The 20,763-nt window shown below is 60.1% G+C and carries 14 protein-coding genes; 10 read left to right on the forward strand and 4 right to left on the reverse strand.

Translation table 11 applies throughout. The features are described from left to right. The first annotated feature begins 226 nt into the window (after nucleotides 1-226). A complete protein-coding gene (locus tag M2341_RS02940; RefSeq protein WP_264584161.1) occupies nucleotides 227-739 on the forward strand; it encodes a nuclear transport factor 2 family protein in 513 nt (170 codons plus the stop codon). Nucleotides 740-775: 36 nt separating this feature from the next. Continuing rightward, nucleotides 776-2,116, forward strand: a complete 1,341-nt coding sequence (locus tag M2341_RS02945) for a spinster family MFS transporter (protein WP_264584162.1) — start codon at nucleotides 776-778, stop codon at nucleotides 2,114-2,116. A 560-nt stretch (nucleotides 2,117-2,676) separates the two neighbouring features. On the opposite strand, the gene M2341_RS02950 is transcribed toward M2341_RS02945, so the two are convergent. The 3 genes from M2341_RS02950 to M2341_RS02960 form a co-directional block, all read right to left on the reverse strand. After that, nucleotides 2,677-5,571, reverse strand: a complete 2,895-nt coding sequence (locus M2341_RS02950; protein ID WP_264584163.1) for a TonB-dependent receptor domain-containing protein — start codon at nucleotides 5,569-5,571, stop codon at nucleotides 2,677-2,679. Nucleotides 5,572-5,684: 113 nt separating this feature from the next. Then, complete coding sequence (locus M2341_RS02955; protein WP_264584164.1) at nucleotides 5,685-7,076, reverse strand: MFS transporter; 1,392 nt, start codon at nucleotides 7,074-7,076, stop codon at nucleotides 5,685-5,687. 137 nt (nucleotides 7,077-7,213) lie between these two features. Beyond that, the gene (locus tag M2341_RS02960; RefSeq protein WP_264584165.1) at nucleotides 7,214-7,765 is read right to left on the reverse strand and encodes a MarR family winged helix-turn-helix transcriptional regulator; all 552 of its coding nucleotides are present in this window, start codon (nucleotides 7,763-7,765) and stop codon (nucleotides 7,214-7,216) included. Between the two features lie 266 nt (nucleotides 7,766-8,031). On the opposite strand from M2341_RS02960, the gene M2341_RS02965 reads away from it, so the two are divergent. The 8 genes from M2341_RS02965 to M2341_RS03000 all read left to right on the forward strand — a co-directional run bounded on the left by M2341_RS02965 (nucleotide 8,032) and on the right by M2341_RS03000 (nucleotide 17,904). Next, entirely contained in the window at nucleotides 8,032-9,660 is a 1,629-nt protein-coding gene (locus M2341_RS02965) for a hypothetical protein (RefSeq protein WP_264584166.1), read from the forward strand. 11 nt (nucleotides 9,661-9,671) lie between these two features. Then, complete coding sequence (locus tag M2341_RS02970) at nucleotides 9,672-10,574, forward strand: NAD(P)/FAD-dependent oxidoreductase (RefSeq protein WP_264584167.1); 903 nt, start codon at nucleotides 9,672-9,674, stop codon at nucleotides 10,572-10,574. Between the two features lie 739 nt (nucleotides 10,575-11,313). Next, nucleotides 11,314-12,453 (forward strand): MHYT domain-containing protein, encoded by a 1,140-nt coding sequence (locus M2341_RS02975; protein ID WP_264584168.1) that lies wholly within the window; start codon nucleotides 11,314-11,316, stop codon nucleotides 12,451-12,453. Between the two features lie 211 nt (nucleotides 12,454-12,664). Beyond that, nucleotides 12,665-13,210 (forward strand): spore coat U domain-containing protein, encoded by a 546-nt coding sequence (locus M2341_RS02980; protein ID WP_264584169.1) that lies wholly within the window; start codon nucleotides 12,665-12,667, stop codon nucleotides 13,208-13,210. 36 nt (nucleotides 13,211-13,246) lie between these two features. Next, entirely contained in the window at nucleotides 13,247-13,786 is a 540-nt protein-coding gene (locus M2341_RS02985; protein WP_264584170.1) for a spore coat U domain-containing protein, read from the forward strand. Nucleotides 13,787-13,810: 24 nt separating this feature from the next. Beyond that, nucleotides 13,811-14,563, forward strand: a complete 753-nt coding sequence (locus tag M2341_RS02990; RefSeq protein WP_264584171.1) for a molecular chaperone — start codon at nucleotides 13,811-13,813, stop codon at nucleotides 14,561-14,563. Nucleotides 14,564-14,659: 96 nt separating this feature from the next. Further along, entirely contained in the window at nucleotides 14,660-16,921 is a 2,262-nt protein-coding gene (locus tag M2341_RS02995; RefSeq protein ID WP_264584172.1) for a fimbria/pilus outer membrane usher protein, read from the forward strand. Beyond that, nucleotides 16,912-17,904, forward strand: a complete 993-nt coding sequence (locus tag M2341_RS03000) for a spore coat U domain-containing protein (RefSeq protein ID WP_264584173.1) — start codon at nucleotides 16,912-16,914, stop codon at nucleotides 17,902-17,904. Before M2341_RS02995 ends, M2341_RS03000 begins: the two co-directional genes overlap by 10 nt. A 436-nt stretch (nucleotides 17,905-18,340) precedes the next feature. Here the strand turns inward: M2341_RS03000 and M2341_RS03005 are convergent, their stop codons facing one another. Next, entirely contained in the window at nucleotides 18,341-20,716 is a 2,376-nt protein-coding gene (locus tag M2341_RS03005; protein ID WP_264584174.1) for a sulfite reductase flavoprotein subunit alpha, read from the reverse strand. Nucleotides 20,717-20,763: the final 47 nt, after the last annotated feature.

Genomic DNA, 20,763 nt, shown 5'->3' on the forward strand with positions numbered 1-20,763 from the left:
GCCGAGGAGGCGCCGGATTCACTCCGGCCTGATGTGCGCTGATACATCTTCGACGCCGATGAATGCAATATACAATGCAAACTTTACATATTGCACTGTTTCTGATTGATAGGGCTACGGAAACGAAAAACGTCAAAATACAATGGCGATCACATATTGACGCAGGAGGGCGAATGCCGACAAAAATGAAAATATCTCAGTGGTCCTACCATGGGGTCACTGCGGCATGAGCGGCCAGTTTGATGGTATTTCCATTCGCGACCGGCTCATGATTTCAGACCGCATGGCGCGCTATTCATGGGCGATCGACTCGGGCGATCTGCCTGCCTATCTGGATTGTTTTACGCGCGATGGCGTGCTTCGCCATCCGCTGCGGGATGGTAGCCCGGGCGTGTTTACGGGCCGAGAGGGGATTGAGGCCTTCATCGGTGGCAGCATCAGTCAGCGCGCCACCCAAACCTATGGTCATCAACATCAGTTCAATGCCCCCCAACTCAGCAGGGAAGGGGATGACATCCGCGTGGCGGCGTATTGCATGATCTTCCGGCATGAGTTCCACCGGCAATACTGGCCTCGCGGTGCCTCCTGGAGGATGGGCACATGGCATGCCCTGTTTCGGTTTGCCGACGATGGGTGGAGGATCGCGGACCTGGATGTGCGGATGTGGACGGATACCGCACTTGGGGCCGGCACTGCATTGGTGGAGCGTGGACCGGGGATGCCGGGCACGAAGGACTGACAGAGAAAAGAGACGGACTGGGAGGGGAGAGGCAAGATGGACGATGAAGAAACGCAGGCGACAGACCATTCGCCCTATCCATACTGGATGATGTTCATCCTTCTGCTGGTTGCGCTGTCTTGTTTCATCGACCGGGTGATCGTCGCCGCGCTCGGCCCGGCCATTAAAGCCGACCTCGGCATCAGCGATGCGCAGTTCGGCCTGTTGACAGGTCTGGCCTTTGCTTTGCTTTACACGACTGCAGGTATCCCGGTGGCTCGCCTGGCGGACAAGGGCAGGCGGATACCGCTGCTTGCCATCGCGACGACCATCTGGTCGCTCATGACGATGCTGAGTGCTTACGCGGCCAGTTACTGGCAACTCCTGCTGCTACGGCTGGGCGTCGGCATCGGTGAGGCGGCCGCCAGTCCCTGCACGGTGTCCATGGTGTCGGACAAATTCCCCCGCAACAAGCGGGCGACTGCGCTTGCCGTGGTGGCGCTCGGGGCTTCGTTCGGTTCGCTCATCGGCGGTTTCGGCGGGGGCTGGCTTGGCGAGACCGTGGGGTGGCGGCACACCTTCCTGATCGTCGGTGCTCCCGGCCTGCTCCTCGCACTCCTCATCCTCACCGTCAAAGAGCCCATCCGTGGCCGTTTTGACGATCCTGCCAGCATGACTCGGGAAATGCCCAGCTTTGTGGCGATGCTGGGTATTTTGGGGGCAAAGCGCACATTCCTGCATCTCGGTATGGCCTGCGGTCTCAACAGCTTTGTGAACTTCGGAATTCTGTTGTTCCTGCCGATGTATTTCGGCCGAGCCTATGAGATGAGCATGACGCAGGCCGGCCTGCTGTTCGGCATCGTCACCGCCATTTCAAATGGCACCGGCACGTTGCTGGGTGGCATGGGAGCCGACTGGGCAGGCAAGCGGGACGAGCGCTGGTACGCCTGGTTGCCCGCGCTCTGCCTTCTGTGCGCAGCGCCGCTCTACATGATCGGGCTGTCGATGCCGAACTGGCAGACTGCCATGCCCCTGGTGGTGATCGGCGCGACGCTCGCCTTCACCTATTACGCGCCCACCTTCGGCGCGATCCAGAACATGGTGGAGCCGCGTATGCGCGGGACCGCGTCGGCGATCATTATATTCTTCCAGAATCTGGTCGGAATGGGGATTGGCCCCCTATTCGTCGGATTTCTCAGCGACACCTTTGCCGCCCGGGCTTATGCTGGCAATTATGCGGCAGAATGCCACGGCGCAGTCGGGCAGGCCGCTATCGATTGCGCGTTGGCCGGAGCCGTCGGCATCCGCTATGGGATGATCATCTGTGCGTCCTTCGCCATTTGGGCTGGCTTTCATTACTGGAGAGCATCCCGCACGCTCAAAAACGACGTTCTCTGACGCTTGTTGTGCTGCCTAGGTTCAAAGAAGTACGGCGACATGCGCCCTGATCGCGGACGTTCCGTTCCTAGCGTAAGAATCCTGAAGGCCGCCGTCCGTTCAGTGGAAGCAAGTCGGGGTTTCTTTGAGTAGAGGTGTTCCGAACATGCCGGCGCGAGCTTTAAAACTTGCCGCTCATGGCGTAAACTCAAAAGCGCTGTTTGTCATTGGCTCGCGGTAGAAGTCCGCGCGAGATCCGTTCTAGCGATAATCGAGGTGTTGCCATCACACAGGGTTGCCAACGCGAATCGGGGTAGAGGAACGCCGCGCATTTGGTACCAGTCGTATCTGCGGCTCGGATAGGCGAGACATATGAGCAAATCGCTCGAATTCCAGTGCCGGACCGGATGGCGCTGGAATTCGAGAAGCCAATAGCAAAGAGAACATGTAGGACTGAGAAATGCCCTGCCCGCGCAACTGAAGAAACGCTCCTTCATTGCAACTTCTACGGACTACGTCGGCTTCTACTAGCCCGGCCGAATCGGAAGTGGGAGGGCTTTTGATCTACACGTAATCTAGATCTAAAATTTCACCCGCGCGCCCATCGTAAACCTGCGGCCGACCAAGTCGAACAGGAAGGGGTTGGTGCCCGAGCCGCTGTAGACATTCACAGGAGGCGTGGGATTGGTAAGGTTCTTGACCGCGCCATAGACCTGGAGCGAACGGCCGCCGATGTCGAAAGTATAGCTGGCGCCGACATCGAGATAGAACATGGCTTCGATGTGATTGTCGCTGATGCTGTTCGGCAGATCGGTATCGTAGCCGGCGTCGGTCGGCCCGACCAGCGTCACGTCCATCATGCCCGCCGAGATGAAGCGGCCTTGGACGTTGAAGTTGAACGGGCCGCTGTCGAGGCTGATGGTCGAATTGACCGTCCATCGCGGCAGGCCCGGCTGCGCGCCGGTCTGAACGCCGGTCTGGCCTGCACGGTTGATCGAGCCGACCGAGTCCACCGTGATGAGATCGGCCACATAGGACGCCAGCACGCGGAAATTCAGGCTCTGCCGGTCGCCCAGCCGCAGACGATAATCCCCTTCAAGGTCGATCCCGCGCACGATCAGCGTGTTGAGATTGAGCCAGGGATTGCGGACCTCCACGATCTCATTGGCATTGGTCGCGCCGAAGGTGATGAGACTGCAGAATTCGGACACGTTTGCCAGTAAGCAACGATCGACGATGGTCTGACCGCCGACCTGACTGATCGCTTCCTGAATCTCGATATCGTAATAATCGGCGGACAAGCGAAGGCCATTGAGGAAGCCGCGCGGCGTCAGCACCACGCCTGCGGTCCAAGTATCCGCGATTTCCGGGTCCAGCGCGGTGTTGCCGCCGGAAAAGACGCGCGGCAGATACTGCACGCCGGATGCCCCGACCACCCGGGAGGAAACGGATGTTGTTGATCCGAACAGTTCCAGCAGATTGGGCGCCCGGATGTCGCGCGACCGCGTTCCACGAAGACGCAGCCAGTCGGTCACGTCCCAAACGGCGCCGACTTTCCAAGTCGTGACGCTGCCGCTGGTGCTGTAGTCCGTCAGGCGGATGGCACCGTTCAGCTCGAGATTCTGCGCCAAGGCCATGTCCTTGGCGAGCGGTACGATGGCTTCGAGATAGCCCTCCTTTACGCTCACTCTGCCGGACACGGCGCTGCCGTTGCCGACATACCAGCCGTTGGCTAGCGAGATTGGATCGGCATCGCCCGAAATTGTGTCACGGCGATATTCACCGCCCGCGGCGATGGAGACAGGACCTGCCCAGGTGCTGAATGGCTCGCCCTGGATATTGGCGGCAACCACATGCTGCTTGATCGTGGAATTCTGCCAACCCACGCCATAGGTGAAGACCTTGGCGGCGGGGTCCCACTGATTTTCACCGAACGGGTTGATGGCGATGCAGCCCGGCGCGTCATTGGCCGGGTTTGCATCCGCATTCACGCGGCAGACGATGTCACCGGCGCTGTTGCGGACAGCGTCGATGGCTTGGGCAAACCGCGCATTGATGCGGTTGTTGGCCATCTGCTGCTCATATTTGTTGTGGCCGAACTGATAATAGGCGTCCCACTTCCAGCCGCCGCCAAGCTCGCCCTGAAGTCCTGCGACAGTGCGGAATGTGCGGTTCTGCCCACGGTATTTGGCGACCCCGAAATCATCGCCGTCTCGCGCCAGTCCAATGGACGCCTGGCTGGGGCCCATCAGCGCAAGAATCTCGGGCGGCAGAAACGGATTATCACGACGGATCGTCAGGCTAGTCTCCCGAAACTGCGCGCCATTCTGCGTGCCGAGGACATTACCATAGGACAGTTCGGCGAAGCCCTTGATCGTGTCCGTGAATTCATACTCGCCATGAACATAAGCTGCCCAGCGGCGGACAGGCGACTTCATCAGATGCGCCGAGGTGAACGGATCCTCGAGATGGCCGTCCCCGCCAACTTGAGCGAAGGTGGACGGCCACTGCCCGTAGTCCCAGCCGTTGATGACCGGCGTGCCATCCGGCCGGAAATATGTGCCGCGCAGGAGCGGGCTGCCGCCCGCGCCCGGCGAATTGATGAGGCCGGGGGTAATGAGCGTTGGATGCTTGTGCGGTAAGGTCACCCGGTTCGGCAGAGGATTGTTGGGGTTGGGATTCGCGGCAGTCGGCGCGATCCAGTCGTTGTTGGTGAAGTTGCTGTACTCCATCGCGCAATAGTCGATGTCGAAACAGCCACCCATGCCCTTGTTGCTGGCATATTCGAACGCGGCGACGATATGTCCTCGCCCGCCGCCGAACGAATTGCCGCCCGCGAATGCGAACTGAAAATTCTCGTCATCTCCGCGCTCGGAGATGCCATATTGCCCCTGCGCGCGAAATCCGGTCAGCTTGGTATCCAGAATCAGGTTGACTACGCCCGCCACCGCATCCGAACCATAAGCGGCCGAAGCGCCGCCGGTGACGACCTCGGCACGCTGGATGAGCATGGTAGGAATGAGATTGAGGTCGACTGTTCCTTGCGGCGACGAGGGAATGAAGCGTCGGCCGTTCACCAGCACCAGCGTGCGTTGCGGGGCGAGACCGCGCAGATCGAGCGTGCGCGCGCCGATATTGCCGGTGATGGTGACAAAGGAGTTTTCCGGCGTCTGGCTCGGCCGGAAGGCCGGCATCTCATTGAGAACCTCGGCGATGTTGGTGTCGCCTTGCGCCTGAATGCTATCCTGACCGACTACGGTCACAGGCGTCGGCGCGTTGAAGCCCTGCCGTGCGATGCGAGAGCCGGTGACGACGATTGCTTCATCGTTCTGGGCCGTACCTTCCTGCGGATCGATGCTCGCGCTCTGGGCAAATGCGTTGCCCGTCGCGAGCACCGCCAGACCGACGGCCAGCGCCGAACGGCTCAGGCCATGGTTGAAAGCCTCAAACATGCGGATCGAACGTGGCATTCTCATATTTCCTCTCCCCATCGCCATGATGCGTTGCATGGCTCTGTTCTTGGTTATGTTCGCCGGTCTGGTGGAGGGCGGTGATGGGCCCCATTTTGCCCGGCGACTATGACTGCGTCCTACCGTCGCGCCTGCTCCGCCTCGTCTTTAAGAACGCGGGTCACGGCCTCGCCATAGGGTCGCATGGCCAGCCAGGTGAGCAGCAGTCCCAGCGGCCCGAGTACCGCTGTCGTCGCCAGCATGGCGTAGCGCAGCATGCTCTCGTCGACGAAGACGAAGTCCGTAATCAGCGCCACGAACAGCGGCCCCAGTCCCGCGCCGACTACGCTGATCGTGAACAGATAGATGGCACTGAGTTGGCCTCTCATCTCATTTGGCGTGATGATCTGGATGGCCGAATTCTGCCCGGGTGAACCGATCGCATTGCCCACGCCGCTGAGTATGATCAGACCTAGCGACAGCCACGGGGTGGGCATCAGCGGCATGGCGATGGCCGCAGGAACCGTGATGAAGTTGGAGTAGAGGCACAAACGGATCATCGCGTCCGGGATCTTTTGCCGGTCCAGACGTTCGGCAATCAAGGTGCCGATTACCAGCCCGATGGGCGTCGTGAGGAGCGCCGCAAAACCCAGCAAAGGCCCAACCTGGTTGGGCGTCCAGCCATGGGTGCGCTCGAAGAAGGCGACACGCCATGCCGACATGCCGAAGGATTCGATTGCACCGATGGCAAGGCTGAGGAGCAGGGGCACGTAGACGCGCTTGTTCGACCACACGAAGCGGGCGACCTCTGGCAGCGGGACCGAGCCCTTGACCTTGCGGCCCTTGCGGGTCGGTTCCTTGACCGTGAAGAAAAAGACCAACGCGACGAGCAATCCGGGCATGCCGCAACTCAGGAAAACGAACTGCCAATCGCGTAGAAGACCAAAGCCCGGGACATGGATCGGCGTGATGTCCTTCACCAGCTCAAGAAGAACGCCCCCGATGATCATCGAGGCGGCCATGCCGCCGGCAATACCCATCGAGTAGATAGACATGGCTCTGGGCAATTTACTGCGCGGCACGATATCGGAAATCATCGACATCGAGGTTGGCCCTTTGACGGACTCGCCCGCGCCGACGATCCCCCGGGCGATAAACAGCGTGAGATAGCTGTAGGCCAGCGCCGACAGCGCGGTGGCCATGCTCCAGATGCTGAGGCCGATCGTCAGGATGTTGCGGCGATTGCGCACGTCCGTCACGCGCGACATGGGCAGGCCCACGATCATGTAGAAGAACGAGAAGGCGAAGCCGATCAGCAGCCCCATCTCGGTATCGCTGACTTGCAGATCCCGTTTGATCGGTTCGACAAGGAGGGAGATGATTCCGCGGTCGATGTTCGAGAGCACCGAAATGAACGAGATCATGCCGACCGCGTACCAAGCGGATCGCGGCTTGGGCCAATCCTGTGCACCCGCCGACGATACGCCGCTATTGCGCTGGTCTACCGTTCCGGACGACGCCGTGCTCGCCATGCCAATCCCCTCCCGTGCCAACCGATCGCGCCGGTCGCTGCGAGTGCCAGCCAATCGCGATTCGCGACCGGCCGACAAATTGATAGCATAGCTAATTATATGCGCAACTAATCACATTCGCGGTGGGAATATCCTGCTCATTCCTGCGCAGTGGGAGCAGCCCCGAACTTGTTCAGCATGGCAATGCCGGCATGCAGATCGGCTTCCGTCCAGCCATCCAGCAGGCGCGCGCGCACCTCGTCGCTCCGCTGGACCAGCCGCTTTGCGAGAGCTAGTCCCTTGCTGGTCGGCTTAATCATTTTCGATCGCCGATCCTCCAAGCCCGGAACGCGCTCTATGAGCCCATCCGCTTCCAGCGCGTCCAGCAATCGAACGAGCGTCGCGCCTTCGATCCTCAGCCGGTTAGCCAGAGACTTTTGCGTGCTGTGCCCACCGGAGAGGACAATCACGAGAAGCGCTTCCCACAAAGCGCGGGTCTGCCCCTCGGCGCGCAATTCCTCTTCGAGCATCACGCGCATCATGCGCATCGCCTCACGCAGCCGGCTCGTGAAGCGAAACCTTAGGTCTTCGATCGAACCTTGCTGATACCATTGGGCGTAGTGCGGCAAGGCGCTGGGTGGCGTGCCCTCTCCAGGGCCGCTGGTTCCCTCCGCAGCACGATCGATATTCGCTCTCTTGGGTATTTTCATCTGCTTCGCTCTGCACGCCGCCGCTGTCCCTTGGCCTCATTCGCATCGATTGCGAAAGACACAAGTGGCCTTGAGGTTATGGATCGTATTACTTATAATTAGTATTGCAAAGTAAATTTGCCTGATTATCTTCTCCTGCGAGGACATGCGGCGAACGCGCCACGCCCCATGATGGGATATGTCTCGGAAAAACGGCGGAAAGTCGTCTGTTGGAGAATGGAATGGCAAGCGCCGTATCAGATAGCGTTCGTACTAGGCAGTCACATATGATCGTACATAACCCCGTCGGTTACCCGCCGATCGTCACGAAAAAGGCGCTGGCTCCTCGTTTGGAAACCTTGCAGGGTAAAACGATATTCCTGATCGACAGCCGATTCGACGACTCCACGCGGCTTCTTGAACAAATCCAACTCTGGCTGAATGAGAATCTGCCGGACGTTCAGACGCATCTGGTGCCGATGTCCGGCTATTATGGTCGGGACGATCCGGAATTATGGGCTCGGGCGCAGTCTGAAGCGGATGCTGTAATCTTTGGCGTGGGCCATTGCAGCACCTGTGCGCCCGCCGTTGCAAAGCACGCAGTGACGCTCGAAAGCAACTACGGGCTGCCCACCGTCTCGGTCCATACGGACAAGTTCGCGGCCATCGTCCGCTCCACGGTTCGCATGGCCGGGCTCGGTCTCGCACCGCGGGCATTTGTCCCCCAACCGGTCATGGGGAAGAGCGCAGATCAATTGCGCGCTTATGTAGAGGGCGAAGATCCTGTCACCGGCCTCTCATTCATGCGCGAAATAATCGATGCCCTGACGTCGGACATCGCCGCTGCCGGCGATGAGCCGGTCCAGTTCGCGCGCACACCGCGGCTGCTCGATCCGGCGAACGAGGATGCGCTTCACAAGCTGTTCCTGGACAATGATTGGACCGACAAGCTGCCGATTGTCCTCCCAACCGAGGAACGCGTCGCTGCTATGCTAGCGCACACCAGCCGCAAACCGGACGAGATCGTCGGGCGAATGCAGCCCACGGCAAACCGCGGTCTCTGGGAGTACACAGTGGAGAAGGTGGCGGTGAATGCCGTGATGGCCGGCTGCCTGCCCGAATATTTTCCGGTCGTCCTTGCCATCGCCTCTTCCGGCGTCAGCGCGCGCAGCAGCACGTCCAGTTCCGGTGCGGCCATGGTTGTCGTCAATGGCCCCATTCGCCAGCAGATCAAAATGAACTGCGGCGTGGGGGCGCTCGGTCCATATAATCATGCCAATGCTACCATCGGCCGCGCTTACGGGCTGCTGTCCCAAAATCTGCAGGGCGGCTCGGTTCCCGGTGAAACCTATATGGGATCGCTCGGAAACGGCTACACGTACAACAACCTCACATTTGCCGAGAATGAGGAGCGCTCGCCTTGGGAGCCCCTGCATGTCCAGAAGGGCTTTGATCGCGAGGACAGTACCGTGAGCATCTTTTATGGCGGCCGAACCACGGCGTTCAGCCTTGGCCTGCGGGAAATCTTCTGGCGCGAGCATGTGCAGGACATGCTGCGAGCCACCGACGTCGTTGGCCCGCCGACGCTGGTGCTGGACCCGATCGCGGCTCGGCAGTTCATTGATCGCGGCGGATTTGACACGAAGGAAAAGCTGATCCGCTTCGCCTATGAAAGCGCTCAAATGCCCGCCGCGCGCTACTGGGATCTGCAACTGGTGCAGAACTACATCTATCCTAACGCCACGCTTGGCGCAGAACCGGCCGCCACCAAGCTCAAAGCTGCGCCGGATGCGCTTGTTCCGATGTTCAACGAACAGGACATCAATGTTGTGGTGGTGGGCGGCGAGAGTAATGGCTATTGGCAGATATTCGGCGCGGGCTACCGCACGACCATATCGGTCGACGATTGGCGCTGAAGAACGCGACCATGAGCGAGACCCTTGACCTAGTAGTGATCGGTGCCGGCGTTGCCGGGCTCAGCGCTGCCGCAACCGCTGCGGAATGGGGGCTGGAGACGGTCGTCATCGAGCATCTGGCAGCGGGCGGACAGATCGCGACCGTAGACCGAATCATGAATGCGCCAGGTCACCCGGAGGGCATCGCGGGCTATGAGCTAGGGCCGGCGTTGCAAATCCAGGCGGAAAATGCCGGCGCGCGCTTTCTCGTCGATACGGTGGAGGCCGTCTCGCTGAGCGACGGCCATTTCCTCCTTCGTTGCGCTGAAACGACACTGCGGTCCAGAACGGTGATCGTGGCGACGGGGTCGCGCCGAAAGGCGCTCGACGTGCCCGGAGCAGCCTCTTTCTTGGGCCGGGGCGTTTCTCACTGCGCTTCCTGCGACGGGCCGTTTTTCCGCGGCAAGGATATGGTCGTCGTTGGCGGAGGCGACTCGGCCTTCGATGAAGCCGCCTTGCTCGCTGAGCATGCAGCGGCGCTCACCATCATCCATCAAGGACCTCGGCCTACGGCGCGTCGCTCGCAGGTAAGACGCATAGAAGCGCTGCCGAATGTGGAGATCATTGCCAATAACCGGGTTGTAGCGATTGCGGGCGATACTGAACTGAGGTCGGTGATCCTGGAAGATGGACGCAACATATCAGCCGCCGCCGTCTTTCCTTACATCGGTCAAGCGCCGAATACCGACTGCGTCCAAGCCTTTGTTGAACTGAACAGCGAGGGACGCGTGGTAATCGCTTCTGACATGCAGACCTCTGTCCCGGGTTGTTTCGCTGCAGGCGATGTCCGCTCCGGTTTCGAGGGTCTGATCGCAACTGCTCTAGGAGACGGCGCAAAAGCAGCGCAGTCAGCCTCGCACTTCATCAAGATATAAAGCGCAGCATGTGTTCGGATATGAGTTTGTAAACGCGCCGTGAGGTCCTGACTGGACTGCGCGCCATGATCTGCAACATCTCTTCCACTAGGGCTGACTGTCGCTCCGGTGTCTCGTTTGCAGAGACGCCCGGCGTCCCTGAATGAGATCATGGCGGACGCTTCCATTTCGACCTTCGAGGGCGATGTCCAGCGCGCGCTTAGCAGTTGATGAGCAGGGGGCTTTCGCCGCCATCTCGGACGTTCAAATCGTTGAACGAGCATCACGAAAGCGGCCATTCGTTCAGTTCCGTTTTAATGACGCGAACTGGGACTCACCTGCCTTCGTGGGTTAGCAGTCGAATGGTAGGTTCGGCTAAAAGCGGAGGACAATTCGCAAGCCTTCGATGGCCTCAATTACGACGATCTGAAAGGCAAATTATCGCCGCAAAAATGGAGTAGCAGAAACTCGGATAAACGGTGTCGTCTTACGGGTTCGACCCTAGTAACTTTGGCTAGTGGAAGTCGACTTAACGAATGCGGCGGATGGTCTGTGGTGGTGTATGTCGACAAGAGGTCACCGGAAGTCGTCTCTAGCAAACATAATTCGATCTCAGTTAGGCGGCGCACACTCGCCAACGTCACTCGCCGAAAAATTATGAAGAAATTTAATTAGGCTTGTCCTGCAGTATTCGGTCTCGTGGTCGAATTTACCACATATAAACCCGATCATGCCTTTTTTTGCGACGTAAGGGGGGCGTATGTTTCAGGTAATCGAGTGCATCTGGACAGAGCATGATCATCTAGTCATCGGAGTGGCCGCCGGGATCTGGATAATCGGAAGTCTCGCGTTCTTTCTCGCGCTCGAACGCGCGCAGGAGTGCCAGCAACAACGGCGTGCAGTTTGGCTATTAATAGAAGCCATCGCTGGAGGACTGGGTGTTTGGGCGACACACTTTGTTGCGATGCTTGCATACAGGGGTGGGTTGCCAATTGGGTATGCCTCCGCCCCGACGATAATATCTGCGGCGATTGCCGTCGCTGGATGCTGGATCGCGCTCATGGTTCTGGGAACGTTTTCTCTAAGTCGGTGCGTCGTGGCGGGCATGACACTCACCGCTGCTGTAGGCGTCGTGCATTTCACAGGCATGGCGGGAATTCAGGTTCAGGCGAACATCCAGTATGACTGGACGACAGTTGGCGTGAGTGCCGCTGTAGCAATGGCGCTCTTCACACTCGCATTTTTTGCCTTCAGCCGCATGCCTCGATTTTGGCATATTCTAGGCGCTGCCACTGCATCGATTGTCGGCGTTTGCGCCCTTCACTTCACGGGAATGTCCGCGACGACGCTCATATTCGATCCGACTCTCCCGTCGGTCGAGGTTGGCTCAAGTCGGGCCTGGCTGATTCGAGCGACGGCAGGCTCAACCTTAATCGTTATCCTGTTTACGGGTTTCGCAACACTGATCGATCGCTATCTGACCGATCTAAAAGGCTTCGCCGATGCGACACTCGAAGGCATTGTGATCATGCGCGAAGGCAGGGTCGTCGAGGCCAATCACCGCTTTGCAGAATGGGTAGGGGTAAGCGTTGAGGATTTGTTTAACCTCGACCCCGATAGATTGATGGTGGCGGAGGACGGTTGCCCGGTAAGCGAACTCAGAGAAAGTCCCGTTGAGGCTGTGCTGCGGGGGCAGGGTTCAAACAGGGTGTTCGAGGTTGGAGTTCATGAAATTGAGTATAGAGGACGCCCGTCGAAAGTTCTGGCCGTCCGGGATCTGACTCACGCCAAGGCAGCGCAGCGCCAGATCGAACACATCGCGCGTCACGATAGCCTCACTGGATTGCCCAACCGTACATTGTTGAGTGAACGTCTGGACCATGCAATTGCATGTCTCTAACTCTTGCCGGGCTCAGATCGAGTAAGCGTCGTGAGAATATGAGCTTGACCATGTATTAATGCCGACGCAGAAAATATCAGACGGAAGCCGCCTTTCGATTTCTCCCTATTTTTTAGCCGCTTAACTGATAATTTACCTATTACTCTGACAATAGGCGCTAGGAGAAACCGCTAGCTGAGAACGGCGCGGCCCTTTGTTAGGGAGAAGGCAGATGTGGAGACGTTGCTTTCACGGTTTGATGTCCGCAGGTCTTATCGGCGCGGTTGCTGCGCCGTCCTTGGCGAACATCAACGGCACGATCGATGCAAATATCACGCTTGAAGCCGGGTGCGTCATCAATGGCCAAAGCCATGATGACGGATCGAGCGCCGCAGATTTTGGATCGCTCAACTTCGGTTCGCACAATACGCTGTTCACACAGGCTGACGGACAGGTGATGAACGGCGGCAGCGCCTTTGAAATTCAATGCAGCTCGGGCATCGCACCGGTTCTGACTTTCAATGCCGGTCAGAATGATGGCGAGGGCGCTGGCGCGGGTCTCCGAGCGATGGCCAATCAGGCGCAGGCCGGGCAATATGTGACCTACAACCTCTATTCAGATGCGGGACGCAGCACGGTCATCCCCATCGGCGACTCGATCACGCTTGCGAGTACCGGGGCACTGCAAACTGTGAACGTCTACGGCCGGGCCTTCGGGGAGGCGGGACTTCTTCCGGGTGCCTATTCCGATGTGATCACGGTCACGCTGGAACTGTAACGGTTCAGTCAGCGAGCGGAGATGGAGTGAAAGCCCATGCAACGCCAGCCGATCAGAATCGCTCTATCCCTCCTCGGGGCCGCGCCATGCTGGTTTCAGCCTGCGACGGCTGAAACCACTGCCCAGTTTCAGGTGGCCGCTACAATCACGGCAGGATGTCTCGTCAGCGGTCTTGGCGGCAGCGGGTCTGCGAGTGCGGTTGGCCTGCTCGATTTCGGCGAGGATTCAACCTTCTCGATGGCGACACACACAGCCAGCCTGGGGGGTAGCCAGTCCATTACCTTGCGCTGCACGCCGGGCGCAAATGTCACCATGTCGATTGACGGGGGGCATCATGCTGCAGCGGGTTCGCGGCACCTTCAGCTCGGCGGCAACAACGCTGCGCGCATCGCTTACGTCGTTTGTTCCGACGCCACTTGCAATCAACCCGTCGCCATTGGTGCAGGCACCGCGATGGTCGTGACGAGCGGAAACAGCAATGACGTTCACTTGCCCGTTTACGGGCGGCTCATGCTCCCAGGCGGACTGCCCGCAGGAGACTACACTGACACATTGACGGTCACCTTGCAGTGGTGACCCGCGTTTCAGGAACGATTGATCATGATCAGGACATTATCGGCTTTTGCCCTGGCAGCGGTTTCGCTTCCCGCGATCGCTCAGCAGCCTTCATCGGTCCTGCTGTGGCCGGTCAATCCAGTGATCGAGCCAGACAAACAGGCTGCAGCGCTCTGGTTCGAGAACCGAGGTGATGCCCCGGTGACGCTACAGGTTCGCGTTTTCGCATGGGCCCAGCAGCAAGGTCGCAATGTCTACGCGGCGCAAGATGATGTGATCGGCACGCCCCCCATCGTCACGATTGCACCGGGGCAGCGACAGCTTGTGCGGCTGACGCGGACCACGCCGCCCCCTGCCCAGCCCGAAGCATCCTACCGCGTGATTGTGGATGAAATCCCTGTCGTCCTGTCAATCGGGACGCAGCACGTCGGGCAATCTCTCAGTTTCCGGATGCGCTATTCACTCCCGCTTTTCTCCTATGCGTCAGCGACGAAGGTCCTTCCGGTCACGGAAACGAGGTCGCCGGAGACTATGCCGGATTTGCATTGGCGGGTCGGGCAGGACGACGACGGCCGCTTTCTGGAAGTCACGAACCGGGGTGACATCCACGCCCGCCTGCTCGACGTGGCATTCGTGCACGGGGCGCTCCCCTCCTCGGTGTCGAAAGGCCTGCTAGGCTACGTGTTGCCGCGTTCGACCGTCCGGTGGCCCTTGGATGAGACGATCGAAGTGTCCGACACACTGGTGGCATCCCTGAACGGCAGATCGCCCACGCAACTCGCGCTTGCGGACGATTAGAAACTTCATAGGCTCATGCTTTTCCTAACCCCCCGGAGCAGACGCGGCCCGTGGCACACATGCCTGTTAACCATGTTTGCCTGGGAGGGCGCAGGTATGGCCGAGCCGGCTCAGACCTTCGGCGATTTGCCACCGCCCCCAACCGCCAGGATTGTTCCGGATGATCAGACGCTGCTGCTGGAACTCGTCATCAACGGCCGGGCAAGCGGTGTGGTCGTACCCGTTTTGCAAAGTGGAATGCGCTATGCGGTGAGGACGGATGACCTGCGGCAGCTTGGCCTGCCCGTTACCGACAAAATCGAACCGCGGATGTTCCTGGACGCACTTCCCGACGTGACTGTGCACTATGATGCAGCGCAGCAGCGCCTGAGCATAAACGTTCCGCCCGGATATCTCCCGGAGCAAAAACTCTTTGGCCGCGCGCCGGCTCATCAACCGGCAAGCAGTGGGACCGGCGCGCTCTTCAATTACGAGATCTTTGCCGCCGACGGCGCGCGCACCGCACCGCACGCTTCGCTCTGGCACGAGGCCAGAGTGTTTGGACCTTTTGGAACCGTTTCGACCACGGGTGTGGCGCGCAGCGAGGGCAAACCGTATATTCGATATGACAGCCGCTGGGCGACCTCCAGCGAACAGCACATGACAACCTTGGAGGTTGGAGATTTCATCACGCGCGGTCTTCCCTGGGCATCGGCGGTCAGGCTCGGTGGCGTTCAGTACTCGCGCGATTTCCTTGTTAGACCGGACGTAATCACCTACCCGGTTCCCGGTTTTTCCGGGTCTGCCGCGCTCCCTTCCACCATAGACCTGTTCGTCAACGACCAGAGGGTGGCCGGCGGGGCTGTTAACCCCGGACCGTTCTCTCTCGAAACTCTGCCTCCGATCAGCGGCCAGGGAGAGGCAAATCTGGTCGTGACGGACATGCTCGGTCGCAGCATCGCGACCACGATGCCCTTTTACGTGAGCAGCGCCCTTCTCCGGCCCGGATTGACTGACTACGCAGGTGCCCTTGGCCTTTTCCGGCGCAATTACGGCTTCAGCAATTTTGACTATGGCGGCATGGCGGCGACCGCTGCCGTGCGCCACGGGCTGAGTGATGCCCTCACGCTCGAAGGGCGTGCCGAGGCAACAGCCGGGTTCGTCTTGGGAGGCTTGGGCGGTGTGCTGCGCGCCGGCCGCTTCGGCATTCTGAGCGCATCCTACAGCCTGAGTGATCGGGGCGGCACCCGCGGCAGCGAGATAAGTCTGGGTTATGAATATCAGGCGCGAAGCTTTTCAATCGGCGTCAGACATAGTCGCCGCGATGCAGACTTCGCTGACCTTGGCTCGCTCGAACATCCCATCTCATCACATGCTCGCCAGCTGTTCTCCGCAACATCCAGCGCGTCGCTCGGGCGGGCCGGCAGCCTCGGCTTCGCTTATATCGATGTGAAGTCAGGCTCCGTCCGCCATGCGCGGCTCGCGAACGTCTCCTGGTCGGTTCCGCTTGTCCAAAGCAGCCGACTCCACGCGACGCTTTCAAGAGAAATTGGTGCGAGAGGTTGGTCCGGCGGTGTAACTCTCTCGTTCAACTTAGGCGGCCAGCGAGGAAACATGGCCGCAAGTCTCGCGAAAGACATGAGCGGGCCGGAAAGCTGGCAAATCGACTACGCGCGACCGATCATGAGCCAAGGAGGTCTTGGCTGGAGTGGGAGCGCAACCGGACGACCGGGCGCGAGACCCTATCTGCGGGGAGACCTGACGTGGCGCGCATCAATGGCAGAACTTCGTGGCGGCATTTATGGCGCCGATGCCGTGAGGGCATGGCTGGGAATAAGCGGCACCGTGGTCGTGATGGACGGCGCGTTCTTTCCTGCAAACCGCATCGCCGATTCATTTGTGCTTGTAAGCACGGAAGGCGAACCTGATGTGCCGGTGCGGTATGAAAACCAGCTTGTTGGCCATACCGATAGCCAGGGCCGTCTCCTGATCCCGTGGGTCAGCGCCTATTATCAGGCGCACTACGAGATCGACCCTCTCTCCCTGCCTGGCAACATGCGGACCCCGACGGTGTCACAGCGCGTCTCGGTCGCTCGGGGTAGTGGCACGGTGATCACCTTCCCTATCCGCCAAGTGCGGCCCCTCTTGGCGAAGCTGACCAATGCTCGGGGGCTCCCTGTTCCGGCAGGCTCTGTCGCCAGCATCAACGGTGCAACGACCAGCTATATCGGCTGGGATGGTTTGCTGTTCATCGAGGACGCCGCCGACCAGAACCGCATCGTCATCACACAAGCAGGCGGTGAAACATGCACGCTCGACATCCGTGCCGGCGCGCACACTCAGAGCATTGCCGACGCGGGAGTGCATGTATGTCGATGATCAAAAGGCTTTGCTGCTTTGCGATTCCGGCTTGTGCGGCGATCACGGCGATACCAGCGCAGGCCTGCACGGTCGGGGCGACCACAACGAACCTCGGCAGCCGGTCTTCTTATACCATTGCCGCTTCATCGCTGACGGGTAGCGGCGCGGCGGGCCTTTCTTGCGACGTTGTGCTCGCGGCACTGACCACCCATTATGTTGGCCTCAATATCACCGCATCGAGTTTCCAGTTGACCGGCCCGGGGAACAGTTCGATATCGTTCTCGGTATCGAGCACGTCGGGCGGAGTCGCCCTTGGTGTGGGAACATTCTACAATCTTTCCTCGCTCAGCCTCGTCAGCCTGTTTTCCGGTGTAAACAGTTCCATCCCGCTATACTTCCGCACTACCCCGACCGCAGGCTTGCGGGCTGGCCTTTACAAAGGTTCGCTCAATCTGCGCTGGTACTATTCGGTCTGCTCGCTCGGAGTCGCTCTCTGCCTCGACTATTCGAACAGCCCAGGCTTCATACGCCCTGGCCCATTTGCTTCGCTCAACTGGGGCAGTGGCACAGCGGTCACGGTGAACATCGAGCTGACTGTCGAAAATGACTGCATCATCAATGCCCCCAGCGTCGATTTCGGCTCTGCCCCGATCGTCAGCGCCTTCAATCCTGTCACGCGCACCATCCAGATTCGCTGCAGCGCCGGGTCTGCCTACTCCGTCGGCCTTAACAACGGCGGCAACCCGGATAATGGCGTGCGCCGCATGAAATCCGGCAACAACTTTCTCCGCTACGAAATCTACAAGTCGGCATCATCCGCGGACCGCTGGGGAGACCAAGGAAGCGCGAGACGCAGTAGCAGCCAAGCCGATGCTAATGCAGGAACTTACGATTCATTGACATCACAGAGCTTCACCTATCGCGCCGAAATCGAAACGTCGCAGACGGCGGTGCCAGTCGGCACCTATGAGGACACGATCACGATCGACGTCGCCTTCTAGACCAGAGAGTGAAGACGACAGTCACCTGAATTAACGGCCAAGTAGTGCCTTCCTTCAACTTTACTGTGACGATCCGATTTTTCAGGGCGACAAACGATAACTCAATACAAGTGGGCGTGAATGGATGCCGCGCGGAATAGCCGTCGATAGCGGCAGGCCCCCGCACTGTTCGTGCGCATCATCGCCGACCAGCGTTCGTCCCATCGCCGCTGGGATTGGAGAACGATCACGGAGATGCCTGAAGCCGAAACCGCCCTTACCAAGCGCCAAGCCTGGAATGCCGGACGAACCATGGGCGCGAAGCGGGCCGAGCTGCCACTGAATGGCCCCTTTCGTGGCCATAGGAGACCCGTTGGAACTACCCTCGTAATTTGCCATATATTCATCCGTTCCGACTGAGCTGGGAATGGCCAGTATGAGAAGTCGCCCCGGTTCTCTAATAAATGTCGCGGCGATATCGGCCTGAATCTGCCATTGCTTCCAGCACGTCGTCGCCCACGATCTCGACAAGCGCTTCATGCACAGCCGGCGCCATGCCCTTTATGCTGCCGCAAACGTATATGGCGGCGCCACCTGTGATGAATGCCCTTAGAGCAGCCCCTCGAGCAGCAAGCCTATCCTGCACATAGGCCCGTTCGGATTCTTGGCGCGACCACGCGAATTCGGCATGCGCGATAACGCCCAACGCCTTAAGGCGGTCGAGCTCTTCGCGGTGGAATGCATCATGGTCCGGATGTCGTTCACCCCAGAACAACCAGATGGGAGCGCCGCCTTCCGCCTCACGGGCGCGCAGATGTGCCAGCAAGCCGGCCAGGCCGGTGCCATTGCCGATCAGCAGCAGCGGCGTCGAGGGATCCGCCTGCGGATGGAAGCCGGGATTTGTCCGCACGCGCGCCTCGATGACGTCGCCGATCGCCGCACCGGCAGTCAGCCAGCCTGATCCAAGGCCGGGCAGGCCATCCTCAGCCACGCATTCGCGCACGATCAGTTCCACTCGGTCCGAAGCGGCGATTGAAGCAATCGAATATTCGCGGTGGGGCAGCGGCCGCAGCGCCTCGACGGCGGTTGCACCTTCCATGCCGCGCGACAAGATGCGCGTGGAGAGGAACGCGGTCAGTGTTTCCGTCAGATCCAGGCCGGCGCATTCGGCGTAGCGCATAATGCGATGCGAATTCTGTCGCGGCACGATCTCCAGAATATCCCCCGCCTGCCAGCGGGATACACCGGGCACAGGGGGCTCAAGCGCGATATGCCAGGCCGGGGCGCCATGGCTGCCGGGATTGAGCACCCGCCGTTCGATCAGTCGCCAGGGTTCCATTGGCGCTGGTGCCCAATCCGGTTGATCGACGCGCGCTCCGAGCCCGCCGAGTTGTTGCTGCCACTGGCGTTGCGCGTCCTCGTCCTGCCCGTCCATCTCCACCAGATCGAACAGCCGCGCGGCCTTCGCGTCATGCAGCCATCGGTCGACATGATGGCCAAACGCACAGAAATCGGGGTATTCGCGATCGCCCAGCGCCAGAACGGCATAACGCAGATGCGATAGATCCCGCGCCGGCCGGCGCATCCAGCGGGCGAAGCTGCGCGCCGGATCAGGCGGTTCCCCTTCGCCATAGGTGGCGGCGACCACCAGAAGCGTTTCTGTGCGAGCAAGCCTTACCGCATTGAGAGAACGGATGGGCAGGACGGAAGCACCAGGGAGCGCGCTGGCGGTGAGCCGCGCGAGCCGTTCCGCCGTGCCTGTCTGGCTGGCGAAGGCGACGATGGTGGACGAGCCCTCCGCACCCGGCAGAGCTGGTGCGCCGTTCTCGGTTCCAGTCACGTCCTGAATCGTTGACCGTAGCGCGCGCTTGCGCCGTCGCCGCGTGAAATAGAGCAGGAAGCCGGTGATCGTGAACAGCGGCATCAGAAGGCTGGAGATCGTCAGGCCGATCCGCCCGATCAGCCCGAAATAAGCGCCGCGATGAATCTCGTAGATGCTCACGATGATGTCCTGCCCCCATGATCGCTGGGCATAGGGAACATCGCTGATGACGGCGCCGGTGACGCCGTCGATCACCAGTTCGTCAGACACGCGATGATGCCGCGCGTCATGGTGCCTCGCGCGGAACTGCACTGTCCCATTCGAGCGCAGGCTGGCGGTGACCGTGGCATAGGAGGCACCTTGCGTCGCCCGTTCAAACCCGCGCCAGGCGGGAGCGATATCGGGCTCGGCGTCGTCCGATCGGGACTGAGGCAACGATTGTGCCTGTTCAGGCCCCGCCAGCAGCCGCGTCAGTCCGTCGCTGTACCAGCCATAGGACCACCACAGTCCCGAAAGCGCCGAGACCAGATAGAACAGGATCAGCCAGCTTCCGACCACGGCATGAAGCGCGCGATAGAGATTTCGCCCTGACATGCGCAGGTCCAATACCATCCACGCGCGCCAGTCCAGGGGACGCTTCGGCCAGCGTAGGTAGAGGCCGGAAAGGGCGAAGAAGACCAGTGAGAGCGCGGCGAACCCGGTCATCTGGCGGCCCCAGCCATTGCCTCCGTCGGGCAGAGCCATGTAGCGATGGATGTCAGTCACTGCTTCAAAGAAGCCGTCGCCCCGGCCAGACCCGAGTAGCCTGCCGGTAGTGGGTTCGACATAGTTGGTCTGTCGTTCGCCCCCTTCAGTAAAGCTGATCCACGCGGCCCTGCTTGGATTATCATGCACGATGATGCGGCCGATCTCAGCGCTTGGCCGCTGGCTCAGAACCTTTTTGGCCAACGCCGGGGCCGGCAGCAGCGGCCGACCATCCGGCACCAGGGTGACCACGCCGGGGCTCAGCAAATCGACGATCTCATCCCGGAAACTGAGCGTGGCGCCCGTGATGCCAT

The sequence above is a fragment of the Sphingobium sp. B7D2B genome, assembly GCF_025961895.1.
GTDB lineage: Bacteria > Pseudomonadota > Alphaproteobacteria > Sphingomonadales > Sphingomonadaceae > Sphingobium.